Below are 23437 nucleotides of genomic sequence, written 5' to 3' on the forward strand. Positions count from 1 at the left end.
GGGGAAGATCCGGGTCGACGGCGCTGCGGCGCGCCGGCGCCGGCCGCGGGCGGCCGATACTGGCCGTCGTGCGGGTGGTGCGGGTGGTGCGGGTGGTGGTGGCGGCCATGGTGGTCGCGCTGGGCGCGGGCGGTGCCGGGCCCGCGAACCCACCGCCGCCCGCCTGCTCCGACGGACAGGTGCGGGCGGTGTGGATCGCCACCGTGCAGAACATCGACTGGCCCAGCCGGCCGGGCCTTCCCGTCGCCGACCAGCAGCGGGAGTACCGCGCGCTGCTCGACGAGGTGCAGCGGCTCGGGCTGAACACCGTGATCGTGCAGGTGCGGCCCACGGCGGACGCGCTGTGGCCCTCGCCGTACGAGCCGTGGTCGCACTGGCTGACCGGCCGGCAGGGCGCCGACCCCGGCTACGACCCGCTCGCGTTCCTGGTCGAGGAGGCGCACGCGCGCGGCCTGCGGTTCCACGCCTGGTTCAACCCGTTCCGGGTGAGCAGGCAGGCCGACCCCGCGCAGCTGGTGCCCGACCACCCGGCCCGGCGGCACCCGGAGCGGGTGTTCGCCTACGGCGGCCAGCTCTACTACGACCCCGGCCGGCCCGACGTCCGCGACTTCGTGGTCGACGTCGTGCTGGACGTCGCGCGCCGCTACCCGGTCGACGGCGTGCACTTCGACGACTACTTCTACCCCTACCCCGTCGAAGGGGAGGAGCTGCCGGACGCAGGCACGTTCGCGGAGTTCGGCTCCGGCTTCACCGACGTCGGCGACTGGCGGCGGCACAACGTCGACGAGCTGGTCCGGGCCACCTCGCAGCGGCTCGCCGCGCTGGACCGCGACATCGAATTCGGGATCAGCCCGTTCGGGATCTGGCGCAACCGGTCCGCCGATCCGCGCGGGTCGGCGACCACCGGCACGCAGTCCTACGACACGACCTACGCCGACACCCTGACCTGGGTGCGCGAGGGCCTCGTCGACTACGTCGTCCCGCAGATCTACTGGGAGATCGGGCACCCGGCCGCCGACTACGCGGCGCTCGTGCCGTGGTGGGCCGACGCCGTGGCCGGGACGCCGGTGCGGCTGTACACGGGCCAGGCGGCGTACAAGGTCGGCAGCAGCCCGGCGTGGGACGACGGGGAGCTCGCCGAGCACCTGGCGCTCGACCGCGCCCACCCCGAGGTGTGCGGCGCGGTCTTCTTCAGCGCGAGGTCGCTCACGACCAACGCCGCCGCGGCCATGGAACGGGTATGGTCTGACCAAAATGTCTGCTAGTCCACCGGGGCGGGCTGATTCCGGCTAGCCCTACTCGTCCGGCCCGGGCGGCACCACTAGGCTTCGTGACCCAGATCACGACGTTGTGGGGGGAAGGCGATGGCTGACCACGAGCGGCCCGAACGCGTGCTCGCCGACCTGCTGGCCCTCCTGTCCATCGCCGACCAGGCGATCCTGCTGCAGGAACGCGCGGAGGCCGTGCTGCAGGCGTGCGCCGAGCCGGGGGAACCCGCGCAGTTCGTCGCGCGGGAGGGCGCCCGGGTCGCGGCCGAGTACCACCGGCTGTGGAGCTGGTCGCTGGACTTCGCGCCGACCGCGGGCGACGGGTCGCTGGAGCGGCGGCTGTCCGACCTCGTGCTGCTGCACTTCCAGCTGCTCCACGTCGCGGTGCGGCTCGCCTACCCGCGGCAGGGCGCGCCGGGCGCCTACCGCTCGATGCGCGCCGTGGAGGACCTCACGCCGTGGGTGGCCGAGTTGCGTTCGGTGCGCGACCAGCTCAACCTGTGGATCACCGCGCTCACCCCGGTGCGGTGACCGCAGCACACGGCAGGTGGGCGGACACCCGGAAGCCGCCGCCCGGGCGCGGGCCCGCCGTGAGCGTGCCGCCGAGCGCCGTGGCCCGCTCCCGCATCCCGGGCAGGCCGTCACCGCCCGCCGATCCGGTGGCGGTGATCGCGCCGCGGCCCTCGTCGTCGACCTGGATCGACAGGCCGTCGTCGGCGTAGACCAGGCGGACGTGCGCGCGGGATGTGCCGGCGTGCTTGCGCACGTTGGTCAGCGACTCCTGCACGATCCGGTAGGCGGCCTGGTCGACGCTGGGCGGCAGCTCCCGCGGCGCGCCCTCGACCTCGAGCCGCACGTCCAGGCCCGCCGACGAGTTCTCCGCGATCAGGTCGTCGAGGCGGTCCAGCCCGGCCACCGGGGCGCGCGGCGGCTCGTCGACCCCGCGCAGGACGCCGAGCGTGGCCCGCATCTCGCGCAGCAGCTCCCCGCTCGACTTCTTGATCGCCGCGAGGGCGGAGCGCGCTTGCTCGGGGTCGTCGTCCATGAGGTGCAGGGCGACGCCCGCCTGCACGTTGATCAGGCTGACGTGGTGGCCGAGCGAGTCGTGCAGGTCGCGCGCGATGCGCAGCCGCTCCTCGCTGCCGCGCCTGCGCTCGGCCTCCTCCCGGGCCAGCCGCTCCTGCGCCTGTCGCTCCCGGCGGGCCCGCCACCACTCGCAGACGGCGATGACGATCGCGAGCGACGACAGCCAACCGCCGGCCCCGAACAGCGGCAGGGGCTCGTCGGGGAAGCGCACCAGGTGCACCACGAGCAGGCCGGCGAACGCGAGGCCGGTGACGACGTAGGCGCTGCGCCGGTGCCCGGCCAGCACGGCGCTGCACAGCGCGACCAGCGCGGCGAGGAACACCGGGCCGTAGGGGTAGCCGAGGGTGAGGTAGGTGCCCGCGAGCACGGCCGTGGCGGCGAGCACCTCGGCCGGGTAGCGCCTGCGCAGCACGAGCGCGGCCGCCCCGGCGAGGAGCAGCGCGATGCCGAGCGCGTCGAGCGGCCGGGCGAACGGCTGCCCGCGCGACGCCCCGAACGTGCCGACGACGGAGAAGGCGCCCACGGCCAGTGGGAGGACGACGGTCGGGAGCGGGCCTGCCCACCAGCCCTTCCGTTCCGGCATGGGGTCACGGTAGCCAGATCCGCGGGCGCCGGGGTACCGGCGCGCTACCCGCCGCCGGGCGGGTCGGCCCAGCGTCGCACGACGAGCTCGTCGCCGACGGCGAGCCACCCGGTGCGCAGCACGGAGAACTTCGCGCCGAACGCCACGCCCAGCGTGGAGATCCGGCGGTAGTCGGCGAGGGTGCGCAGCGGCTCGGGCCCGGCCCGCCGCCCGGTGCGCTGGTCGACCAGCGTCACCGCGCAGCGGATCGCGAGCTTGGCGAACGCGAGGTCGGCGCCGCCGATGGTGAGCTCGCGGACCCGGTCCTCGACGTGCGGTTCGCTCCACCCGTCCACCACGACGTTGGGGCGGAACCGCTCCATCGCGACCGGTTCGGCCCGGCGTTCGCCGATCCGCCGGTCCAGCTCGGCCCAGGACGCCTGGCTGGTGAGCAGCAGCGCGCCGCTGTCGGCGAACCCGGCCCGGCCGGGCGTCTCGCCGTCGGTCGTGCGGTCGTGCTCCGGCGGGACGCGCACGAGCCGGCTGGGCCGGCCCAGCACCCCGGTGAGCCAGGCCGCGACGGCGTCGCCCTGGTCGATGCCCTTGTACGGGTTGCCGAGCATCTCGACCGGGCGGCGGGGGCCGTCGAGGTCCACCTCCACGCGCACCTCGCCCGCGCCGGGGGCGGCGAGCGCGAGCGCCCGGCCGTCGTCGAGGACCTCGGGCCGGATCGTCGCGAGCAGGGGGTCCTCGCGCTGGCTGCGGAACACGCCTTCCTCGTCGACCACCATGAACGTCCGGTCGTGGGCGAGCCCGGCCGGGGTGAGGAACGCGCTGGTCGACGCGACGCCCGCACACCCCTTGATCGGGTAGGTGTGCAGGGAGACCACCCGGGCGGTCATGCCGGCACCCGTCCGAACACGAGGAACGACCGGCGCGGCGGCGCGGTGGTCGTCACCCGCACCGACTCGAACCCGGCGGCGCGGGCGATGTGCGCGGCCCCCGCCTCGTCGGCGGGGGCGGTCAGATCGGCGGGCAGCGCCGCCGCGAACGCGGGAGAGGGGTGGAAGTCGGCGGCGACGGGGATGCTGAAGGCGACCTGCCCGCCCGGGCGCAGGACTCGGCGCCACTCGGGCGGCGCGGTGGCGCCGATGAGGTGCAGCGCGGAGGCGCACAGCACCACGTCGGCCGACGCGTCCGGCAGGTCGAGCGGCACGGCGGGCCCGACCCGCCACTCGACCCGCTCGTCACCCGCCGTCTTCGCGGCGGCCTTCTCGATCATCCGGGGGGAGAGGTCGACGCCCACGAGGCGGCGCGGGGCGAGCGCCTCGAGCGCCGCGACGGCGGCGAAGCCGGTGCCGGTGGCGACGTCCACCACCAGCTCGGGCCGGGGAGCCGGGCTCAGGCCGGCGACCAGCCGCCGGGCGACCGCGAGGTGGTGGGGGTCGGCGTCGTGGGCGTCGGGGTCGTAGGGGCCGGCGGGGTGGGCGTCGACGGCGGCGTCGAACCGGGCGGGGAGGGACACCCCGGCCATCCTACGAGTCGAGGAACGTCGGACCCCCGTGCTGAACTGGGTGCCGGAGGTGATGGACGTGTCCTTCGTGCGCGGACATCCCCGGCGCGCCGGGTGGGTCGTGGCCCACCTGCGCCGTCCCAACCGGCCGGCGCCCGGTCAGCTCCCGCTGCTGCTCGTGGTGGCGTCCCCGCCCGCCGACGGGGGCGGCGCCACCAAGGGCTCGCCCGCCCGCGCGGTGAGGTCGGCGAAGAAGTCGGCGATCACCCGCAGCTGATCCTCGTCGCGCGTGCTGAGCACGGCCTCGAGCTGTTCGCCGTGGTGGCGGTAGTGCTCGGCCAGCACCGCCATGCCCTCCGGCACCGGGGTCACCAGCACCTTCCTCCGGTCGGTCGTGTCGCGTTCCCGGCGCACGAACCCGGCGCGTTCCAGGCGGTCGATCACGCCCGTCACGGTGCCGGTGGTGAGGCCGGTCAGCGTCGCCAGCCGGCCCGGGGTGAGCGGGCCGTGCATGTTGAGCAGCGAGATCAGCTGCGAGTCGCTCGCCCCGAGCCCCAGCCGCTGCGCCACGGCGTGGTTGTGCAGCACCGCGCCCGCGATGAGACGCAGCATCGACTGCTGGATGGCTGCCCGCAGCTCCTCGGTGGACAAGCGACCTCCTTGACAATTCTCTCGGCAAGCCGAGATACTTGGCGAAGCGAGATATTTGTGAGTCCGAGGAAAGGGTAGGTCATGCGGACGGCACTGGTGATCGGAGCGGGGATCGCGGGCCCGGTTGCCGCCATCGCGCTGCAGCGGGCCGGCATCGCGACCACCGTGTGCGAGGCCCGTGCGGACGCGGCCGATGAGGCGGGCGCGTTCCTCACGCTGCAGGTCAACGGCATCGACGCGCTGCGCACCCTCGGCATCGGCCACGTGGTGGAGGGCATCGGCTTCCCCACGCCGAGCATGCGGTTCCGCAGCGGCACCGGGAAGCTGCTCGGCGAGGTGAGCACCGGCGCGCCCCTCCCCGACGGGACCGTGGGCGTCACGCTGCGCCGCAGCGACCTCTACCGGGCGCTGCGCGACGAGGCCGAGCGGCAGGGCGTCACGATCGAGCACGGGCGCAGGCTCGTGGACGCGCGGCGGGTCGCCGACGGCGTCCGCGCCGAGTTCGCCGACGGCACCACCGTCACCGCCGACCTGCTCGTCGGCGCCGACGGGGTCCGGTCCCGGGTCCGGCAGGTGATCGACCCCGACGCCCCGCCCGCCCGGTTCGTGCCGGTGCTCAACATGGGCGGGTTCGCCCCGGCGATGGATGTGGGCGCCGCCCCGGGCACCTACGAGATGGTCTTCGGCAAGCGGGCCTTCTTCGGCTACGTCGTGGCGCCGGGCGGGTCGGTCTGGTGGTTCGCCAACCCGCCGCAGCGGACCGAGCCCGCGCCCGGCGAGCTCGCCTCGCTCGGTACCGCGCACTGGCGGGCGCGGCTTCGGGAGCTGTACTCCGTCGACCGCACGCCGGCGTGTCGGATCATCGACGCCACGCCGGGGGAGCTGCGGGCGTGGGCGACCTACGACCTGCCGTCGGTGCGCCGCTGGCACCGCGACCGCATGGTGCTGATCGGCGACGCGGCCCACGCGATGTCGCCGTCGTCCGGCCAGGGCGCCTCGATGGCGATCGAGGACGCCGTCGAGCTCGGCCGCTGCCTGCGCGACGTGCCCGAGATCGACACCGCCTTCGCCGCGTTCGAGGGGCTGCGCCGCTCCCGCGTGGAGCAGGTCGTCGCCGACGGCGCGCGGTCGAGCAACGCGAAGGCCGCCGGGCCGGTGGCGCGGGTGCTGCGCGACCTGTTCCTGCCGATCTTCCTCAAGCGGCAGGGCGACCGCGCGGCCGCGTGGCTGCACGGGCACCACATCGACTGGGATGCCCCGGTCGTGGCCGGTGCGGGCGCCGGCAGCCGGTGACGGCACCATGGGCGCGTGGACGAGCAGCCGGCACCCGAGCTCCGCATCGGTGATCGCGAACGCCGCGCCACCGACGCGCACCTGCAGCAGGCGCACGCCGACGGGGTGCTGACGCTCACCGAGTACGACGAGCGCGCGGCGCGCTGCTGGGCCGCCCGCACCCAGTCCGAGCTCGACGCGCTGGTCGCCGACCTGCCGCCGTACCGGCCCGGGCCCGACGAGCAGCCGACCGCCGTCGTGGCGGAACCGGAGGCGAAGCCGGCCAAGGGCTTCCTGCGCAAGCTCGGCGACGGGCTGGTCGCGGTGGCGGTCGCCGCGGCGATGCTCTTCCTCGGCTCGCAGGTCATCGCCGACGCCGACGCCGCGGCCGTCTTCGGCAACGGCCGGGTCGCCGTCGCGCCGGGGCAGCAGCGCGTCGAGGCCGGGGTGATCTTCGGCAGCGTCGAGGTCGTCGTCCCGGAGGGGATGCGGGCCCGGCCGACCGGCGCGGTGGTCTTCGGCAGCACCGCCTGCGAGCTGGCCTGCACGGGCGCCGGGCCCGAGGTGGTGGTGAACACCCGCGGCGCGTTCGGCAGCGTCGACATCGTGCGCCCGGGCGAACCGGACCTCCACCACGACGAGGACGACGACGAGGACGAGGACGACTAGCGCGGGCCGACGTCGTCGAGCATCGCGAGCAGGTCGTCCACCGGCCCGAACGTGAGCGCGGCCGTCGCCCCGCCCGCGAGCTCGCCGCGCAGGGGGGCGAGGGCGGCCCGCGCCCCGGCGGCCAGGGACCGGTCGCCGAGCCGGACCGCCGTGTGCGCGACCACGGCCCACAGCGCGTCGTACAGGTGGTCCGCGGGCGGCTCGGGCAGCGCCGCGGCGGCGCGCCGGGCCGCGTCCACCTCGCCGCGGGCGTGGCGGAGCAGGGGTTCGACCCACGCGCGGTGGGGGCCCGGGTCGAGGTCGGGCGCGGTCGGCACGGGTTGCCGGCGGCGCAGGTGCAGCGCGACGAGCGCGAGCGGGACCAGGCCCGCCTCGACGCCCGGCATGCCCGCGCCGGCCAGGTCGGCGGCCAGCGCCCGGTAGGCGCGGGCCGCCTCGGCCGGGTCGGGGGACCGCTCGGCGAGGCGCATCGCGCGGAAGGCCGCGGTGAAGACGTGCACCAGCGGGGTCTCGTGGACCGCGGCCAACCGCTCGGCCGCGTCCGCGTGGCCCTGGGCCGGCTCGAACTCCGCGCGCGCCGCGTGCACCTGGATCTTGATCAGGTGGCCGAGGATCTGGAACGTCGGCAGGTCGTGCCGCGCGGAGAGGGCGATGAGCTCGTCCGCCACGGCATCGCGCTCGCCGGTCCGCCCCGGCCGCTGGAAGGACTGCACGAACCGCGCGTTGAGCGCGAGGGCCAGCGCGGCGGGGTCGGGCAGCTCCCGGGCCAACCGTTCGGCCTCGGCCGTCGCCTCGGCGGCCCAGCGGTCCCGGCTGCCGCGGTGCTCGAGCCCGACGGTCGCGAGCAGCCGCGCCCGCAGGGCCGGGGGAGCGTCCGGGCCGAGCCGGTCGAGGGTGCGCCGGGTCGTCGCGACGAGCGCCGCCGACCGCGCGGGGTCGTCCGGGCGGGTCCAGATCGTGGGGACGTCGTAGGCCGCGATGACCCGGGCGGTGAGCTCGGCGTCGCCCGCGCGTTCCGCCTCTGCCACCGCGGCGGCGCGCTGGTCCTGGGCGAGCACCAGGTTGGCGCCTCCGGTGACGGCCGCGGCCCGCGCCACGACGCTCATCGAGCGGAGCCGGGTGGACGTGCCGGCCGCATCCGCGCGCGTGAGCAGGCGCAGCCGGTCCTCGGTGCGCGGTGGGGGCCGAAGGTGCGGGGCGCGCAGGAGGATGTCGCGTTCGAGGTGGTCGATGTCGTCGACCGCGTCGAGGCCGAACCGGTCCCGTAGCCGGGTGCGGGCGCCGCGCAGGGCCTCGAGGGCCTCGACCTGGCGGTCGTCCTGGTAGAGGGCGTGGGCGAGGAGGACCCAGGCGCGCTCCCGCCACGGGTGGGCGGCGGCGAACGCCGCGAGCTCCGCGGCGAGGGGCGCGCCCTGCCCGAGGTCGAGCAGCGCGCGGGCGTGCAGCTCGACGGCCTGCCGGTGCAGCTCGGCCAGCCGGGCCCGCTCCGCCGTCACCCAGGGCGGGGAGCCGAGGTCGGCGTACGGCTCGCCCGCCCACCAGGAGAGGGCCTCGCCCAGGGCGCTCGCGACCCGCTCGCTCGGCCGGCCGCGGACGGCGCGGAGGGTGTCGGCGAACCGGTGGGCGTCCACGCGGTCCCGCGGCACCCGCAGGGCGTAGCCCGTGCCGACGGTCTCGATGGTGCGGGAACGGGCCCGCGGGGGGCGGTCGGGTTCGAGCGCGCGGCGCAGCTCGCCGACGAAGGTCCGCACCGCCCCGGCGGCCGCGGGGGACCGGTCCGGCCAGAGGTCGTCGATCAGGGTCTCCAACGGGACGGGGTACCCGCCGGCCGCGACCAGCCGGGCGAGGAGCTCGCGCCGCCGCCTGCTGCCTGCCGCGACCGGGCGGCCGCGGTCGTCGCGGACCCCGACCGGCCCGAGCACCTGGATGCGGATCCCCACCGGCCCCATTCTCGGCGCTGATCGACCGCTGATCCGGCGGCCCGATGCTGGCGGCCATGGGCATCACCATCCCGGGGTTCGAGCGGACGGCGATCGGCGTGGCCGGCGGCGTCGAACTGGCGGCGGCCGTCGGCGGATCGGGGCCGCTGCTCGTGCTGCTGCACGGCTTCCCCCAGACCCACCTGATGTGGCGGCGCGTCGCGCCCGTCCTCGCCGAGGAGTGCACCGTCGTCTGCCCCGACCTGCGCGGCTACGGCGGGAGCAGCAAGCCGGAGGCCGACTACGCCGAGACGTACTCGAAGCGGACGATGGCCGCCGACGTCGTCGGGCTGGCCGACGCGCTCGGGTTCGACCGGTTCGCGCTGGTGGGCCACGACCGCGGTGCGCACGTGGCGTTCCGGGCCGGCCTCGACCACCCGGACCGGGTGAGCCACCTGGGCATCCTCGACGTCCTGCCCACCCCGGACACCTGGGACGTGCTCGCCGGGGTGGGTGCCGCGGTGGCCTTCCACCTCTACCTGATGGCCCAGCCGCCCGGCCTGCCCGAGCGGCTGATCGGGGCCGCGCCCGACGCGTTCTTCGGCCACTTCCTCGACGCCTGGTCCACCCGCCCCGGTGCGATCCCGGCGGACGTGCGCACCGAGTACCTCCGCGCCGCCCGCGCGGCCGTGCCGTCGATCGTCGCCGACTACCGCGCCACCGCGACCGTCGACCTCGAGCACGACACGGCCGACCGCGCCGCGGGCCACCGCCTCACGATGCCGGTGACGGTCGTCCAGCAGGACCGGGGGACGCAGATGGGCTTCGACGGGGCCGCGATCTGGCGGGCGTGGGCCGCCGACCTCGAGCACGTCACCACGCGGGCCGGCCACTTCATGGCCGAGGAGGCGCCCGCGGACGTCGTCGATGTGATCCGGGCCCTGCTGTGCCGGTGAACGGGCGGGCGGCTGCGATGCTGAGCGGGTGGGTGATCGACTGCGGGTTGCGGTGGTGACGCCGCTGAGCGAGGACCTGGTCGAGCTCGTCGAGAGGCTCGAGCCGCGGGTGGAGATGCTCTGCGAGCAGGAGCTGCTGCCGCCGGTGCGGTACCCCTCCGACCACCACGGCGACCCGTCGTTCACCCGCACGCCCGCCCAGGAGCGGCGGTTCGCCAGGCTCATCGCCGCCGCGGACGCCCTCTACGGGATGCCCGGGGAGGACCCGGCCGCGCTGCGGCGGGCGATCGAGTCCAACCCGCGGCTGCGCTGGGTCCACACGATGGCCGCCGGGGGCGGCGCGCAGGTGAAGGCCGCGGGCCTCACCGCCGAGCAGCTCGAGCGCGTCACGTTCACGACGTCGGCGGGGGTGCACGCGGGCCCGCTGGCGGAGTACGCGCTGTTCGGGCTGCTCGCCGGCGCGAAGAACCTCCCCCGCCTGCAGGCCGACGCCGCGCAGCACGAGTGGCCGCCCCGCTGGCTGATGGGGCAGCTGCGGGAGCAGACCGTGCTGGTCGTCGGGCTCGGCGGCATCGGGCGCGAGGTGGCCCGGCTGCTCGCCGCATTCGGCACCCAGGTCATCGGCACGAGCCGGCGCGGCGAGCCGGTCGAGGGCGTCGCGGAGCTCGTGCACCCCTCCCAGCTGGTCGACGTGGTGGGTCGGGTGGACGGCATCGTGGTCACGCTGCCGGGCACCGCGGCCACGGAGAAGCTGGTGAGCGCGGAGGTGCTGGCCGCCGTGCGGCCGGGCGTCACGCTCGTCAACGTCGGGCGGGGCACGGTGATCGACGAGGACGCGCTGGTGGAGGCGCTGCGCGACCGGCGGGTGGGGTTCGCCGCGCTCGACGTGTTCGCGAAGGAGCCGCTCGACCCGGCGAGCCCGCTGTGGGACCTGCCGAACGTGATCATCAGTCCGCACAACGCCACCCTGACGCCGGCGGAGGGGCGGCGGATCGCGGAGCTGTTCGCCGACAACGCAGGCCGGCTGCTGGACGGCAGGCCGCTGCGGAACGTGGTCAACACGGTGGAGTGGTACTAGGTCGACGCGCTTGCGGCGTGACACGACCACACGCAGCGGGCGCCGTCGCGCACGGCGGCACCGCGCGGCCGCTGGGCGCGATCGGGCCGGTGGCTCATCGCCGCCAGCGTCCCGTCACGGGAAGTGCACGTACTCGTAGTCGATGGGCTTGTCGTTGATGCCCGTCGACGGCGGCGCGATCCAGCCGGCGATCTTGCCCGGCTCGTAGACCGGTCGCATCAGCGAGCGGACGTGCTCCTTGTCGGCGTCGCTGGGCAGCCACTTGTCGCGGTTGGCCGCCCAGACGTCCTCGCCGACGATGTCGCCCTTCGGCGTGATGTGGTGGTCGGCGAACACGCCGACCTGCCGGTTGAAGCCGACGTGCGGTAGGTACAGGCGCTGGTCGATCCCGTGCTTGTCGAGCACCCGGTTCCAGCGCTTGACGCCGGTCTCGCAGTCGGCGATGTACTCGCGGCGCAGGTCGTGGTTGAGCGCGAGCAGCGCGGAGACCTCCTCGGTGGTGATCTCGCCGTCGCGCACCACCTCGATGTGGGCCGCGTCCTCGGTGAGCACGTGGTCGTCCTTGCGCCGCTCCTCCTGCCAGCGGCCCTTGAGGCCCGCGGTGAAGTAGTTGGCGGCGTTCGTCGATTGCTCGGAGCCGAACAGGTCCAGCGACACCGAGTAGTGGAAGTTCAGGTACTTCTGGATCACGTCGAGCGGGATCCCGCCGTACGGGGCGACGTCGTCGGTGTCGTGCTCGAGCATCAGCTCGGCGGTGCGCTTCACCACGCGGTCGACACCCGTGGTGCCGACGAACATGTGGTGCGCCTCCTCCTTGAGCATGAACTCGCACGTGCGGCTCAGCGGGTCGAACGCCGACTCCTTCAGCGTGCCGAGCTGGTACTTGCCGTCCCGGTCGGTGAAGTAGGTGAACATGTAGAACGACAGCCAGTCCGGCGTCTCCTCGTTGAACGCGCCGAGGATGCGCGGGGAGTCGATGTCGCCGGAGTTGCGCTGCAGCAGCGCCTCCGCCTCCTCGCGGCCCGCGCGGCCGAAGTAGGCGTGCAGCAGGTACACCATCGCCCAGAGGTGGCGGCCCTCTTCGACGTTGACCTGGAACAGGTTGCGCAGGTCGTACAGGGAGGGGGCGCTCTCGCCGAGCCTGCGCTGCTGCTCGACCGACGCCGGCTCCGTGTCGCCCTGGATGACGATGAGCCGCTGCAGGTCGGCACGGTGCTCGCCGGGTACCTGCTGCCACACCGGCTCGCCCTTCTGCTCACCGAACGCGATGCGGCGGTCGGTGTTGCGCTCGGCGAGGAACACGCCCCAGCGGTACTCGTCCATCGGGACGTGGGCGAAGTGGGCCCACCCCTCGCGGCCGACGGAGACGGCGGTGCGCAGGTAGACGTCCTCGGTGGGCACCGAGGGGCCCATGGTCTTCCACCAGTTGAGGAAGTTGGGCTGCCACGACTCGAGTGCGCGCTGCAGCTTGCGGTTGCTCGCGAGGTCGACGTTGTTCGGGATCTTCTCGGAGTAGTCGATCGACATGTCTCACACCCGCCTGCGGTCGAAGTCGGCCCTGCGGCCCGTGCCGTACCGGCGCAGCGCGCCGTCGGGGCCCGCCGCGTTCGGTCGTACGAAGATCCAGTTCTGCCACGCGGCCAACCGCCCGAAGATCCGCGACTCCATCGTCTCGGGGCCGACGAAGCGGTGGTTGGCCTCCATGCCGGTGAGCGCGTCCGGGGACAGGGAGGCCCGCTCCTCCAGCATGATCCGGATCTCGTCCTCCCAGTCGATGTCGTCGGGGGCGTCGGTGACGAGCCCCAGCTCGAGCGCCTCGGCGGCGTCGATGCGCCGCCCGGTCTCCTGCCGCAGCTTCGCGACGTGGTCGTCGTCGCCGTAGAACCGCGACTCGAGGCGGGCGAGGCCGTTGCCCATGGGGAACGTGCCGAAGTTGCTGTCGGAGAGCACGATCTGCGCCGGCTCGCCCTCCTCCGCGTCCTCCTCGAGGAAGCCGTCGAGCATGTACTGGCGGTCGCAGGCGAGCGCCAGCTCCAGCAGCGCGCCCGCGAAGCACGAGCCGGGCTCGATCAGCGCGATCAGCGAGCGCGAGGTGACGTCGAGCCGCTTCAGCACGCGCTTGTAGTAGTGCCGGATCTCGCCCACCAGCCAGTCGTCGCGCGAGTGCCGGGCGATCACGCGCTCGAACGCCAGGGCGTCCTCGACGTCGCCCCGCGTGCGGATCACCCAGGTGCCGAGCTCCAGCTCGTTGCTGCGCAGCCGCAGGACGAGGTCGTCGAGCTCGCGGGTCATGGCCAGCGGCCAGAACTGCGCCCCGAGCTCGTGGATGCGCTCCACGGTGTCGGGGACGTCGCCGTCCGGGCCGTGCACGGTGATCTCGACGATGCCGCCCGCGCGGTCGTAGCGCGCCTCGACGTGCTGGTAGCGGAGCCCGTCTGCGGTCTCATCGCGCTGCAGCGGCGGCAGCTCGATGCCGCGCGCGTCGGCGGGCCGGCTGGAGCGGGCGGCGGCCTCGGCGGCGCGCTCGGCCACCGTCTCGTCCCACTGCCGCTTGGGGATCACCTCGTCGACCAGGCCCCACTCGACGGCCTGCTTGCCGCGGATGCCCTCGGCGCGGGTGGCGAACACGTCGGCGCGGTCCTTGCGGACCTTGCGCTTGTCGGTGACGCGGGTGAGCCCGCCGGTGCCGGGCAGCACGCCGAGCAGCGGCACCTCGGGCAGCGCGACGGCCGAGGAGTTGTCGTCGACGAGCAGGATCTTGTCGCAGGCCAGCGCCAGCTCGTAGCCGCCGCCCGCCGCGGTGCCGTTGACGGCGGCGATCCAGGTCTGCCCCGAGTTGGCGGTGGCGTCCTCGATCTCGTTGCGGGTCTCGTTGGTGAACTTGCAGAAGTTCACCTTCCACGGGTGGCTGCTCTGGGCGAGCATCCGGATGTTGGCGCCTGCGCAGAAGTTGCGGTCCTTCGCGCTGGTGAGCACCACCGCCCGCACCTGCGGGTAGCTGAAGCGCAGCCGCTGCACCGCGTCGTGCAGCTCGATGTCGACGCCGAGGTCGTAGCTGTTCATCTTCAGCTCGTAGCCCGGCACCAGCCCGCCGTCCTCGGCGACGTCGAGCCGCAGGTACGCCACGTCGCCCTGCACGTCCAGCTGCCAATGCCGGTACGAGGAGGGGTCGGCGTCGTAGGAGACCCGGGGTTGCGGGGCCGGCTCGGCGGTGCTGGTGGTCATCGCTGACGCTCCTCCTGCGGCGGCGCGGCGGACGGCGTCAGTCTACAGCTGGGCGACAGAACGGCAAGAGGTTGTAGAACGTCGGTACGGCGTCAGGCCTTGACCTCGGCCACCTCGTCGGCCGCGGCGGCGGAGGGCGGGGACAGGGTGGCCGTCGCGAGCTCGCGCAGGCGGTAGCGCTGGATCTTGCCGGTGGCGGTGCGGGGCAGCGCGTCGACCTGCACCACGAGCCGGGGGCGCTTGAACGCCGCCAGCCCCGCCCGGCAGAACGCGATCACCTCGTCCGGGTCGATCACCGCCCCGGGCCGGGCGACGACGTAGGCGACCGGCTTGTCCAGGCCGTCCTCGTCGGGCACGCCGATGACGGCGACCTCGGCGATCGTCGGGTGCTCCAGCAGGCGCGCCTCGACCTCGGCCGGGCTGACCCAGATCCCGCCGACCTTGAGCACGTCGTCGGCGCGGCCGAGGCAGGTCCAGCTCCCGTCGGCGTTGCGGACGTACTGGTCGCCGGTGCGCATCCACTCCCCGTGGAACACCGCGCGGTTCACGCCGGTGCGGCACCAGTAGCCGGTGCACAGCGACTCGCCGGCCACGTAGAGCATCCCCGGCTCGCCCGCCTCCTCGATGACGCTGCCGTCGGGCCGGCGCAGCTGCACCTCGTAACCGGGCACGGGGAACCCGGAGCTGCCCGGCACGACCTTGCCGGGGACGTTGGAGATGAAGATGTGCAGGGCCTCGGTGGAGCCGATGCCGTCGAGGATCTCGAAGCCGTACTGGTCGCGGACGCCGTGGTACATGCGCGGCGGGAGCGCCTCGCCCGCCGACACCCCGTTGCGGACGGTGGCGAACGCCTCCCGCGGCAGGTCGGCCGCCATGAGCGGGCCCCAGAAGCTCGGGCCGGCGAAGAACAGCGTGACGCCGTGCTCGGCCACCCGCCGCGCGTAGAGCTCCGGGTTGGGCCGTGACGGTTCCAGCACGCTGCTCGCGCCCACCGAGAGGGGGAAGAACAGCGAGTTGCCGATGCCGTAGGCGAAGAACAGCTTCGCCACCGACAGGCAGACGTCGTCCGGACCGATGCCGAGCACCTGGGCGGCGTAGGTCTCGCACACGTAGCGGATGTCGACGTGGCGGTGCATCGCGCCCTTGGGCCTGCCGGTGGTCCCCGACGTGTACAGCCACAGGGCGGGCGACTCGTCCCACGTCGGGTACGGCGCCGTGAGCGGCTCGGACCCGCGCAGGTCCTCCCAGACCAGGCCGGTGGTGCCGGGCACCTCCGGCGCGGTGTCGCCGGTGAGCACGACGTGGCGCAGGTCCGGCGCGTCGGTGGCGGCCGCGGTGATCGCCGCGGCGAACTGCGGGCTGCCCAGCAGCACCCGCGCCCGGGAGTCGCGGACGAGCGTGGCGAGCTCACCGCCGGTGAGCATCGTGGAGGCGGGCACGGCGACCGCGCCCAGGTACATGGTGGCGAGGATGCCGGTGGCGAGCTCGACGTCGTCGGCCATGCACAGCAGCACCCGTTCCTCGGGGCGCACGCCGATGTCGACCAGACCCGCGGCGACGCGGCGCACCTCTTCGGTCAGCTGACCATAGGAATGGGTACCTCGCGGGTGGCGGAGGGCGATCCGCTCGCCGTCGCCGGCGTCGACCCGACGCTCGGAGAGGTAGGCGGCGGCGTTGAACAGTTCCGTCATGGAGCGGCTCCGGTCCGAACGGGTGGGTCCGAACTCTACTGCTTGCTCACGCTCCGTCAACGATGCGTAGAAGATTCCTGCGGGCGGTCCCTTCCACACATGAGCGCACGCTGATAGGAACGGAACTGGCCGCTCGTCAAAGGAGATCAGCGATGCAGACCCGTGGTGCGATCGTCCGCCAGGTTCCGGGCAAGTACGAGGTCGTGGACCTCGAGATCGACGATCCACGCGAGAACGAGATCCAGGTCCAGATGGTCGCCTCCGGCCTGTGCCACTCGGACGACCACGTCGCGACCGGTGACATCCCGGTCAACATCTTCCCGTTCGCCGGTGGGCACGAAGGCGCGGGCATCGTCACGAAGGCGGGGCCGAACGCCAAGGGGCTGAAGGAGGGCGACCACGTCGTCTTCTCGTTCCTGCCCTCGTGCGGGCACTGCCGCTGGTGCGCGTCCGGGATGCAGAACCTCTGCGACCTGGGTGCGACCCTGCTCGACGGGGCCCGGTGGGGGCGTCCGGGTGACTACCGGGTGAAGCTCGCCGAGACCGGCCAGCCGGTCGGGCAGATGTGCGGGATCTCGACCTTCCTGCAGCACACGACGGTGTCCGCCGACTCCGCGGTGAAGGTCCCCGACGACATCCCGCTCGACAAGGCCTGCCTGGTCGGGTGCGGCGTCGGGACCGGATGGGGCTCCGCGGTCAACGCCGCCGAGGTACAGCCGGGCCACACCGTGATCGTGATGGGCATCGGCGGCATCGGCATCAACGCCGTGCAGGGCGCGTCGCACGCCGGGGCGTCCAACATCATCGCCGTGGACCCGGTGGCCTTCAAGCGCGAGAAGGCGCAGGAGCTGGGCGCCACGCACGCGGTGGAGTCGATGGAGGAGGCCACCGAGCTCGCCAAGCAGTTCACCAACGGGCAGGGCGCCGACTCGGCGATCGTGACGGTTGGCGTCACCAAGCCCGAGCACGTCGCCCAGGCCTTCGGGTCGATCCGCAAGGCGGGGACGGTCGTCGTCACCGGGCTCGGTGACGCGAAGGAGGTCGGGCTGCCGATCGCGATCTCGGAGCTGACGCTGTTCCAGAAGCGGCTGCAGGGCGCGATGTTCGGCATGTCCAACCCGAACTGGGACATCCTCCGCCAGCTGCAGCTCTACCGCGAGGGCGTGCTCAAGCTCGACGAGCTGATCACGAAGACCTACTCGCTGGACGAGGTCGCGCAGGGTTACCAGGACATGCACGACGGCAAGAACATCCGTGGCGTCATCATCTACTAGCGAGGAAACGCGCGCGGATACCCCGGTCGTCGGTCTCCGTCGCGAGCGCGAGGTGCTGACCGTCGCGCTCGCGACGGGCCGGCACGTGGTCATCGAGGGCCCGCCCGGCACCGGCAAGTCGACGCTGCTGCGCTCGATCGCCCGGGAGAACGGCCGGGCGGTCGTGTTCGTCGAGGGCAACGCCGAGCTGACGCCCGCCCGCCTGGTCGGGCAGTTCGACCCGGCGCAGGTCCTCGCCGAGGGCTACCACCCGGCGAGCTTCGTCGACGGCCCGCTGCTCACCGCGATGCGGGAGGGCGGCCTGCTGTACCTGGAGGAGCTCAACCGGGTCCCCGAGGAGACGCTCAACGTCCTGATCACCGTCCTCGCCGAGGGTGAGATCGCGGTGCCCAGGCTGGGCCCGGTCCGGGCGGCGCCCGAGTTCCGGCTGATCGCGGCGATGAACCCGTTCGACGCGATCGGCACGGCGCGGGTGAGCCAGGCGATCGCCGACCGGATGTGCCGGGTGGTGCTCGGCTACCAGGACGAGGCGGCCGAGCGCGCGATCACCACCGCGGTGACCGGGCTGAACGGCCGGGTCGTGGAACTGGCGGTGGGCATGGCCCGCGCCACCCGCACGCACCGCGACGTGCGGATGGGCTCGTCGGTACGCGGCGCGATCGACATGGCGCTCGTCCTCACCGGGCTCGCCGAGCTGCGCGGCGAGCGCACCCCGCAGCGGGACACCGGCCGCGACGCGGCGTACGCCGCGCTGTCCGGCCGCATCCGGATGGCCGACGGCGTGGACCGCACGCCGGAGTCGGTGATCGACGAGCTGCTCGACGAGCTGTGGCCGGCGGAAGCGGACGACCCCGCGGACGACCCGGGAAAAGCTGACGGCCCGCCGGAGACCAACCCGGCGGGCTTCCGGCCGCGGTCCCGGCCCGCGCGCGACCGCGCGGGCCGCACGCAGGGGCGGGCCCAGCTCGCGGCGCAGCACGCGGCGTTCGCCGACGTCTCGCCGGAGGTGGGCGCGCTCGACGAGGCCGCGTTCCACGCGCTGCTGTCCCGCGACCCGGACGCCGCGGCGGCGCTGCTCGCCGACCTCGCCGTCGCCACCGACGAGGCGCTGCGCGCGGCCGCCCGGCGGCTGGCCGGGCGGGTGTTCCTGCGCCTGGGGCGGGTGGGCCCGGCCCGCGCCCGCGGCACCCGGCGGCTCGCGCCCGCGGCGGGCGGGGACGGCGACCTCGACCTCGACCGCACCCTGGACAGGTGGGAGCCGGGCCCGACCCGTCGCCCCGGCCCGGCCGACGTGGTCACGCGGCACTGGACCGCCTCGCGGCGGGCGGTCGCCCTCGCCGTCGACGTGTCCGGGTCGATGCAGGGGCAGGCGGTCGCCCTCGCCGCCGTCGCGGCGGCAGGGGTGGTGCTCGCGGCGGGCGACGGGCTCGTGCCGGCCGTGGTGGCGTTCGGCCCCGGGGTGCGGGTGCTGCAGGCCCACGGCGCGCGCCGGCCGCCGGAAGACCTGCTGTCCGACCTCGTCGCGCTGCGCGGCCACGGCACCACCGACCTCGCCGCCGGGCTGCGCGCCGCGGCCGCCCAGCTCGCGGGCGCGGTGGCCGACGAGCGGCTCGTCGTGCTGCTGTCGGACTGCATCCACACCGCGGGCGACGACCCGGCCTCCGCGCTCGGGGGCATCGACCGGCTGCAGGTGCTGGTGCCGCTCGGTGGCGCCGACGCCGAGGCCGCCGCGGCGGCGCTCGCGGCCAGGCGGGGCGGGCTGGCGCAGACGGTGCGGCGGCTCACCGAGGTGGGCCCCGCGCTGACCCGCGTGCTCGCCTGAGCACCCGGCGCCCGGGTTCCCGCGATCGGGCCGCCCGCCGGCCGGCCTTCAGGCGGAGAACGCGGCCGCGAACCGCGCCATCCGGTCGGCCGCGCCGTCGGCCGGCCCGAACCAGACGGCGACCGCGTCGGCCCCGGCCGCGGCGAGGGCGTGCGCCTCGCGCACGGTCCGCTCCAGCTCGGCCGTACCGCCGCGCCAGGCCAGCCGCGTGCCGAGCCGGGGCGTGCGCTGCGATTCCGCGCGCAGCCGCGCGGCGCACCGGGCGAAGCCTGCGGCGTCGAGGCCGACCCCCTGCCACTCGTCGGCCAGCGCGGCGGCCCGGCGCAGGGCGGCCTCGCTCGTCCCGCCCACCATGATCGGCACCGGCCGGGTGGGCACCGGCGCGAACACGCCCCGCTCCACGTGGTGGAACCGGCCGTGGAACGGGCCGCCGCCGCGGAAGAGGTGGCGCAGGAGGGCGATGTCCTCGTCGGTGCGGGCGCCGCGGGTCGCGAACTCGGCGCCGACGGCGGCGAACTCGGCGCGGTCCCAGCCGACGCCCACCCCGAGCACCGCGCGGCCGCCCGACAGCCGCTCCAGCGTGGCGACCTGCTTGGCGACGACGAACGGGTTGCGCATCGGCAGCACGAGCACCGACGTGCCGAGGCGGATCGTCGAGGTGCGGGCGGCGACGTGCGCGAGCGTGACGAGCGGCTCGTACACCCCGCCGTAGGTGTCGCCGTAGGGGGCGGGCGGCAGCAGGTGGTCGGGCAGGTACGCGGTGCGGTAGCCGAGCCGCTCCGCCTCCTGCGCGAGCTCGACGACGGTGTGCGGGGCGACGTCGGGCGACTCGTCCGGGAGCACGACCTCGAGGTCCACGGCTCAGCCCACCCGCGACAGCAGCGACCGGATCGCGGCGAGCCACTCGTCGGGGGCCTCGGCCCCGATGCCGTGCCCCGAGGCGATCTCCACCAGCTCGGCGCCGGGGATGCCGGCCGCGAGCTCCCGGGAGAGCCCGACGCCGGTGAGGCCGTCCTCGGTGGTGGCGACGACGAGCGTCGGGACGGCGATCCGGGAGAGCTCGGCACGGGTGTCGACGGTGGCGCCGAGGTCGACCTGCTCCGGGCTGCCGGCCGGGAGGAAGTCGGCCAGCCCGGCGACGGCGGCCTCGAGCGCGGCGGGCTCCAGCGCGTCGAGCGCCGTCGCACCGGTGGCGGCGAAGGTGAGGAACCGGGCGGTCAGCTCCCGGTCGCCGGCGTCGAGCAGGGCCCGCCAGACCTGCAGGGCCAGTCGCAGCCGGTGGTCGGGGCGGGCGAACCCGGCGGTGAGCACGAGACCCGTGACGCGGTCGGGGTGCCGCGTCGCGATGCGGACGGCGACGGCCGTGCCGAGCGAGTAGCCCAGCACCGCGAAGCGGTCGACGCCTGCGTCGACCGCCGTGCCGACGAGCGCGTCGGCCAGGTCGTCGAGGGTGAGCGGGACCGGACTGCGCGGGGTCTTCCCGGAACCCGGGTAGTCGGCCCCGACGACGGTGTGGGTGGTGGCGAGCTCGTCGAGGATCGGCCCGAAGTTGGCCTCGACGCCGCCGCCCGCGCCGTGCGCGAGCAGGATCCCCGGCCCCGAGCCGAGGACGGTGCGCGCGAAATGTTCTGCCATGGCCGCGATGTTGGGGTCTGACGTCGGTGTCAGGCCCAAGCCCGCGTGGGAGGGATCACGTGCTGATCGGCGAGCTCGCCCGGCGCACCGGGGTGAGCCAGCGCGCGCTGCGCTACTACGAGCAACAGGGGCTGCTGTCGGCCGAGCGGGACGCCTACGGCTACCGGCGCTACGGCCCCGACGCCGTCCGCACCGTCGCCCGGATCAGGGCCCTGCTCGGCGCGGGCCTGTCCACGGACGTGATCCGGGACGTGCTGCCCTGCGTCGGCGGCGGCGAGGAGATCGAGCTGGAGCTGTGCCCCGACCTGGTGCGCACCATCCGGCGCGAGCTCGCGGCGCTGGACGAGCAGATCGACGAGCTGCAGGGCAAGCGCAGCGCCCTGGCCGGCTACGTGCCCGAGGACGCCCTGCAGCAGGCCTGAGGGCAGGCGGCGGCCCGGCGGGTGCGGCACCGCCGCTGCGTAGATTGTCCCTCGTGGGAACCATCGTCTCCTTCCATGCGCACCCCGACGACGAGTCGATCGGCACCGCGGGCACCCTCGCCAGGGCGGCCGCAGCGGGTCACCGGGTCGTCCTCGTGTTCGCGACCAGGGGGGAGCTGGGCGAGCCGGTCCCCGGCGTGCTCGAGCCGGGGGAGCAGCTGGCCGTCCGCCGGTCCGCGGAGTGCTACGCGTCCGCGGCGGCGATCGGGGCGAAGCGCGTCGAGTTCCTCGGCTACACCGACTCCGGGATGATGGGCGACCCGACCAACGAGGCCCCGTACTGCTTCTGGCAGGCCAACGTGGAGCACGCGGCGCGGCGCCTCGCGGTGATCCTCGACGAGGAGGAGCCCGACGTCCTCACCGTCTACGACGACAACGGCGGGTACGGCCACCCCGACCACATCCAGGTGCACCGGGTGGGGATGCGCGCCGCCGAGCTGTCGGCGGTGCCGGTCGTGGCCCAGCAGACGATCAACCGCGACTGGATGGTGCGCGGGATGCGCGGGCTCGCCGACTCGGGCGAGCTGCCGGAGGGCTGGCGGCCCCCGAGCTTCGACGAGCCCTCGTTCGGCAAGCCGGAGTCGGAGATCACCCACCGCGTCGACGCCATCGACTTCATCGAGCAGAAGCGCGCCTCGATGCGCGCGCACGCGAGCCAGATGGCGCCCGACCACTTCCTGCTCGCCATGCCGGAGCCGGTCTTCGCGCTGGGGATGGGCACGGAGTTCTTCATCATCGACCCGGTGCCGAGCCCGGCGGCGGCACCGGAGCTGTTCGACGAGCTGTTCACGCCGCTGCGGTAGGCGCCGGCCTTCCGCACCGCTCACCAGCCGCTGGGGTGGTCGGTGATGAGCGCGCCGGCCACGCCCGGCGCGGCTCCGGTGACCACCGTGGTCGAGCCCACGGGCCGATCATCGCGGCTCGTGGCGGCCCGTGCCCGGGCCGGCACGTGACGTGGGTCCCGCCACCCGGCCCGGCCTTCGACGACGGGTAGAGCTAACATCCCCAGCTGGGCCACCCGGCCCGCCGCTCGTGCAGCCGGCAGTTCCAGGAGGACCAGTGACCGCCGTCGCCCCCAAGCCGATCGCGCCGGAGTACCCGGCACGTCGGTCGCCCAAGGGCTCGACCTTCCTGAAGATGCTGCGGACGACGGACCCCAAGGACATCGCGATCCTCTACATGGTCACGTCGTTCGCGTTCTTCCTGGCCGGTGGCGCGATGGCGCTGCTCATCCGTGGCGAGCTGGCCGTGCCCGGCATGCAGTTCCTGTCCACGGAGCAGTACAACCAGCTGTTCACGATGCACGGCACGATCATGCTGCTGCTGTACGCGACGCCGATCCTGTTCGGCTTCGCGAACTACATCGTGCCGCTGCAGATCGGCGCCCCCGACGTCGCGTTCCCGCGGCTGAACGCCTTCTCCTACTGGCTGTTCCTGTTCGGCGGGCTGACCGTGCTGTCCGGGTTCCTCACCCCGGGCGGCGCCGCGGACTTCGGCTGGTTCGCCTACACCCCGCTCGCGGACGCCGTCCGCTCGCCGGGGGCGGGTGCCGACCTGTGGATCGTCGGCCTGGTGATCTCCGGTCTCGGCACGATCCTCGGTGGTGTCAACTTCATCACCACGATCGTCTGCATGCGCGCGCCGGGCATGACGATGTTCCGGATGCCGGTCTTCACCTGGAACATCCTGGTGACCGCGATCCTCATCCTGATCGCGTTCCCGGTGCTGACCGCCGCGCTGCTGGGCCTGCTGGCCGACCGGCACTTCGGCGCCCACGTGTTCGACCCCGCCAACGGCGGCGTCATCCTGTGGCAGCACCTGTTCTGGTTCTTCGGCCACCCCGAGGTCTACATCGTCGCGCTGCCGTTCTTCGGCATCGTCAGCGAGATCTTCCCGGTGTTCAGCCGCAAGCCGATCTTCGGCTACAAGACCCTGATCTACGCGACGATCGCGATCGCCGCGCTGTCGGTTGCCGTGTGGGCGCACCACATGTACGCCACGGGCGCGGTGCTGCTCGCGTTCTTCTCCTTCACCACCTTCCTCATCGCGGTGCCCACGGGCGTCAAGTTCGTGAACTGGATCGGCACCATGTGGAAGGGCCGGCTGACGTTCGAGAGCCCGATGCTGTTCAGCATCGGCTTCCTCGCCACGTTCCTGTTCGGCGGTCTGACCGGCATCCTGCTGGCGTCGCCGCCGCTGGACTTCCACGTCTCCGACACCTACTTCGTGGTGGCGCACTTCCACTACGTGCTGTTCGGCACGATCGTGTTCGCCACCTACGCCGGCATCTACTTCTGGTTCCCGAAGATGACCGGCCGGATGCTGGACGAGACG

At 74.2% G+C, this 23437-nt stretch carries 21 protein-coding genes; 11 read left to right on the top strand and 10 right to left on the bottom strand.

What is annotated here, in order from left to right; translation table 11 throughout:
- The first annotated feature begins 68 nt into the window (after positions 1–68).
- Both VKZ81_RS27395 and VKZ81_RS27400 read left to right on the top strand, forming a co-directional pair.
- Complete coding sequence (locus VKZ81_RS27395; protein WP_324244589.1) at positions 69–1265, top strand: glycoside hydrolase family 10-like protein; 1197 nt, start codon at positions 69–71, stop codon at positions 1263–1265.
- Positions 1266–1364: 99 nt separating this feature from the next.
- Positions 1365–1799, top strand: a complete 435-nt coding sequence (locus VKZ81_RS27400) for a hypothetical protein (RefSeq protein ID WP_324244590.1) — start codon at positions 1365–1367, stop codon at positions 1797–1799.
- On the opposite strand, the gene VKZ81_RS27405 is transcribed toward VKZ81_RS27400, so the two are convergent.
- The 4 genes from VKZ81_RS27405 to VKZ81_RS27420 form a co-directional block, all read right to left on the bottom strand.
- Positions 1783–2937, bottom strand: coding sequence for a sensor histidine kinase (locus VKZ81_RS27405; protein ID WP_324244591.1), 1155 nt, complete (start codon positions 2935–2937; stop codon positions 1783–1785). The genes VKZ81_RS27400 and VKZ81_RS27405 overlap by 17 nt on opposite strands.
- Before the next feature lie 44 nt (positions 2938–2981).
- Complete coding sequence (locus VKZ81_RS27410; protein WP_324244592.1) at positions 2982–3818, bottom strand: MOSC domain-containing protein; 837 nt, start codon at positions 3816–3818, stop codon at positions 2982–2984.
- Positions 3815–4450, bottom strand: coding sequence for a class I SAM-dependent methyltransferase (locus VKZ81_RS27415; RefSeq protein ID WP_414709484.1), 636 nt, complete (start codon positions 4448–4450; stop codon positions 3815–3817). Before VKZ81_RS27415 ends, VKZ81_RS27410 begins: the two co-directional genes overlap by 4 nt.
- Before the next feature lie 138 nt (positions 4451–4588).
- The gene (locus VKZ81_RS27420; protein ID WP_324244594.1) at positions 4589–5080 is read right to left on the bottom strand and encodes a MarR family winged helix-turn-helix transcriptional regulator; all 492 of its coding nucleotides are present in this window, start codon (positions 5078–5080) and stop codon (positions 4589–4591) included.
- Between the two features lie 81 nt (positions 5081–5161).
- Here VKZ81_RS27420 and VKZ81_RS27425 point away from each other — a divergent pair, with 81 nt between their 5' ends.
- Positions 5162–6373 (top strand): FAD-dependent oxidoreductase, encoded by a 1212-nt coding sequence (locus VKZ81_RS27425; protein WP_324244595.1) that lies wholly within the window; start codon positions 5162–5164, stop codon positions 6371–6373.
- A 15-nt stretch (positions 6374–6388) separates the two neighbouring features.
- Entirely contained in the window at positions 6389–7021 is a 633-nt protein-coding gene (locus tag VKZ81_RS27430) for a DUF1707 SHOCT-like domain-containing protein (RefSeq protein ID WP_324244596.1), read from the top strand.
- Here VKZ81_RS27430 and VKZ81_RS27435 read toward each other — a convergent pair.
- Positions 7018–8961, bottom strand: coding sequence for an AfsR/SARP family transcriptional regulator (locus VKZ81_RS27435; RefSeq protein WP_324244597.1), 1944 nt, complete (start codon positions 8959–8961; stop codon positions 7018–7020). The genes VKZ81_RS27430 and VKZ81_RS27435 overlap by 4 nt on opposite strands.
- Positions 8962–9017: 56 nt before the next feature.
- Between VKZ81_RS27435 and VKZ81_RS27440 the strand changes: the two genes are divergently transcribed.
- Both VKZ81_RS27440 and VKZ81_RS27445 read left to right on the top strand, forming a co-directional pair.
- Positions 9018–9896: an alpha/beta fold hydrolase gene (locus VKZ81_RS27440; RefSeq protein ID WP_324244598.1), complete on the top strand. Its 879-nt coding sequence runs from the start codon at positions 9018–9020 to the stop codon at positions 9894–9896.
- A gap of 28 nt (positions 9897–9924) precedes the next feature.
- Entirely contained in the window at positions 9925–10974 is a 1050-nt protein-coding gene (locus tag VKZ81_RS27445) for a D-2-hydroxyacid dehydrogenase (RefSeq protein WP_324244599.1), read from the top strand.
- Between the two features lie 114 nt (positions 10975–11088).
- Here VKZ81_RS27445 and boxB read toward each other — a convergent pair whose 3' ends face one another.
- The 3 genes from boxB to VKZ81_RS27460 all read right to left on the bottom strand — a co-directional run bounded on the left by boxB (position 11089) and on the right by VKZ81_RS27460 (position 15890).
- Positions 11089–12501: a benzoyl-CoA 2,3-epoxidase subunit BoxB gene (gene boxB / locus VKZ81_RS27450; RefSeq protein ID WP_324244600.1), complete on the bottom strand. Its 1413-nt coding sequence runs from the start codon at positions 12499–12501 to the stop codon at positions 11089–11091.
- Between the two features lie 3 nt (positions 12502–12504).
- Positions 12505–14199 (bottom strand): 2,3-epoxybenzoyl-CoA dihydrolase, encoded by a 1695-nt coding sequence (boxC, locus tag VKZ81_RS27455; RefSeq protein WP_324244601.1) that lies wholly within the window; start codon positions 14197–14199, stop codon positions 12505–12507.
- A 92-nt stretch (positions 14200–14291) separates the two neighbouring features.
- Positions 14292–15890, bottom strand: coding sequence for a benzoate-CoA ligase family protein (locus VKZ81_RS27460; RefSeq protein ID WP_324244602.1), 1599 nt, complete (start codon positions 15888–15890; stop codon positions 14292–14294).
- A 152-nt stretch (positions 15891–16042) separates the two neighbouring features.
- Between VKZ81_RS27460 and VKZ81_RS27465 the strand changes: the two genes are divergently transcribed.
- Together VKZ81_RS27465 and VKZ81_RS27470 are read left to right on the top strand one after the other, a co-directional pair.
- Entirely contained in the window at positions 16043–17164 is a 1122-nt protein-coding gene (locus VKZ81_RS27465) for an NDMA-dependent alcohol dehydrogenase (RefSeq protein WP_324244603.1), read from the top strand.
- A complete protein-coding gene (locus tag VKZ81_RS27470) occupies positions 17145–18986 on the top strand; it encodes an AAA family ATPase (protein WP_491723622.1) in 1842 nt (613 codons plus the stop codon). The genes VKZ81_RS27465 and VKZ81_RS27470 overlap by 20 nt, the downstream gene beginning before the upstream one ends.
- A gap of 48 nt (positions 18987–19034) precedes the next feature.
- Here VKZ81_RS27470 and VKZ81_RS27475 read toward each other — a convergent pair whose 3' ends face one another.
- Positions 19035–19844 carry a TIGR03619 family F420-dependent LLM class oxidoreductase gene (locus VKZ81_RS27475; RefSeq protein WP_324244605.1) on the bottom strand — a complete coding sequence of 270 codons (810 nt, stop codon included), beginning with the start codon at positions 19842–19844 and terminating at the stop codon, positions 19035–19037.
- A 3-nt stretch (positions 19845–19847) separates the two neighbouring features.
- Positions 19848–20621, bottom strand: a complete 774-nt coding sequence (locus VKZ81_RS27480; protein ID WP_324244606.1) for an alpha/beta fold hydrolase — start codon at positions 20619–20621, stop codon at positions 19848–19850.
- A 59-nt stretch (positions 20622–20680) separates the two neighbouring features.
- On the opposite strand from VKZ81_RS27480, the gene VKZ81_RS27485 reads away from it, so the two are divergent.
- The 3 genes from VKZ81_RS27485 to VKZ81_RS27495 form a co-directional block, all read left to right on the top strand.
- On the top strand, positions 20681–21043 hold the full coding sequence (locus VKZ81_RS27485; RefSeq protein WP_324244607.1) for a MerR family transcriptional regulator: 363 nt from the start codon (positions 20681–20683) through the stop codon (positions 21041–21043).
- A gap of 53 nt (positions 21044–21096) precedes the next feature.
- The gene (locus VKZ81_RS27490; RefSeq protein ID WP_324244608.1) at positions 21097–21906 is read left to right on the top strand and encodes a PIG-L family deacetylase; all 810 of its coding nucleotides are present in this window, start codon (positions 21097–21099) and stop codon (positions 21904–21906) included.
- Positions 21907–22162: 256 nt separating this feature from the next.
- Positions 22163–23437: cbb3-type cytochrome c oxidase subunit I (locus tag VKZ81_RS27495; RefSeq protein WP_324244609.1), on the top strand; the 1275-nt coding region annotated here is incomplete at its 3' end.

It is taken from the genome of Pseudonocardia sp. (assembly GCF_035305885.1).
GTDB lineage: Bacteria > Actinomycetota > Actinomycetes > Mycobacteriales > Pseudonocardiaceae > Pseudonocardia.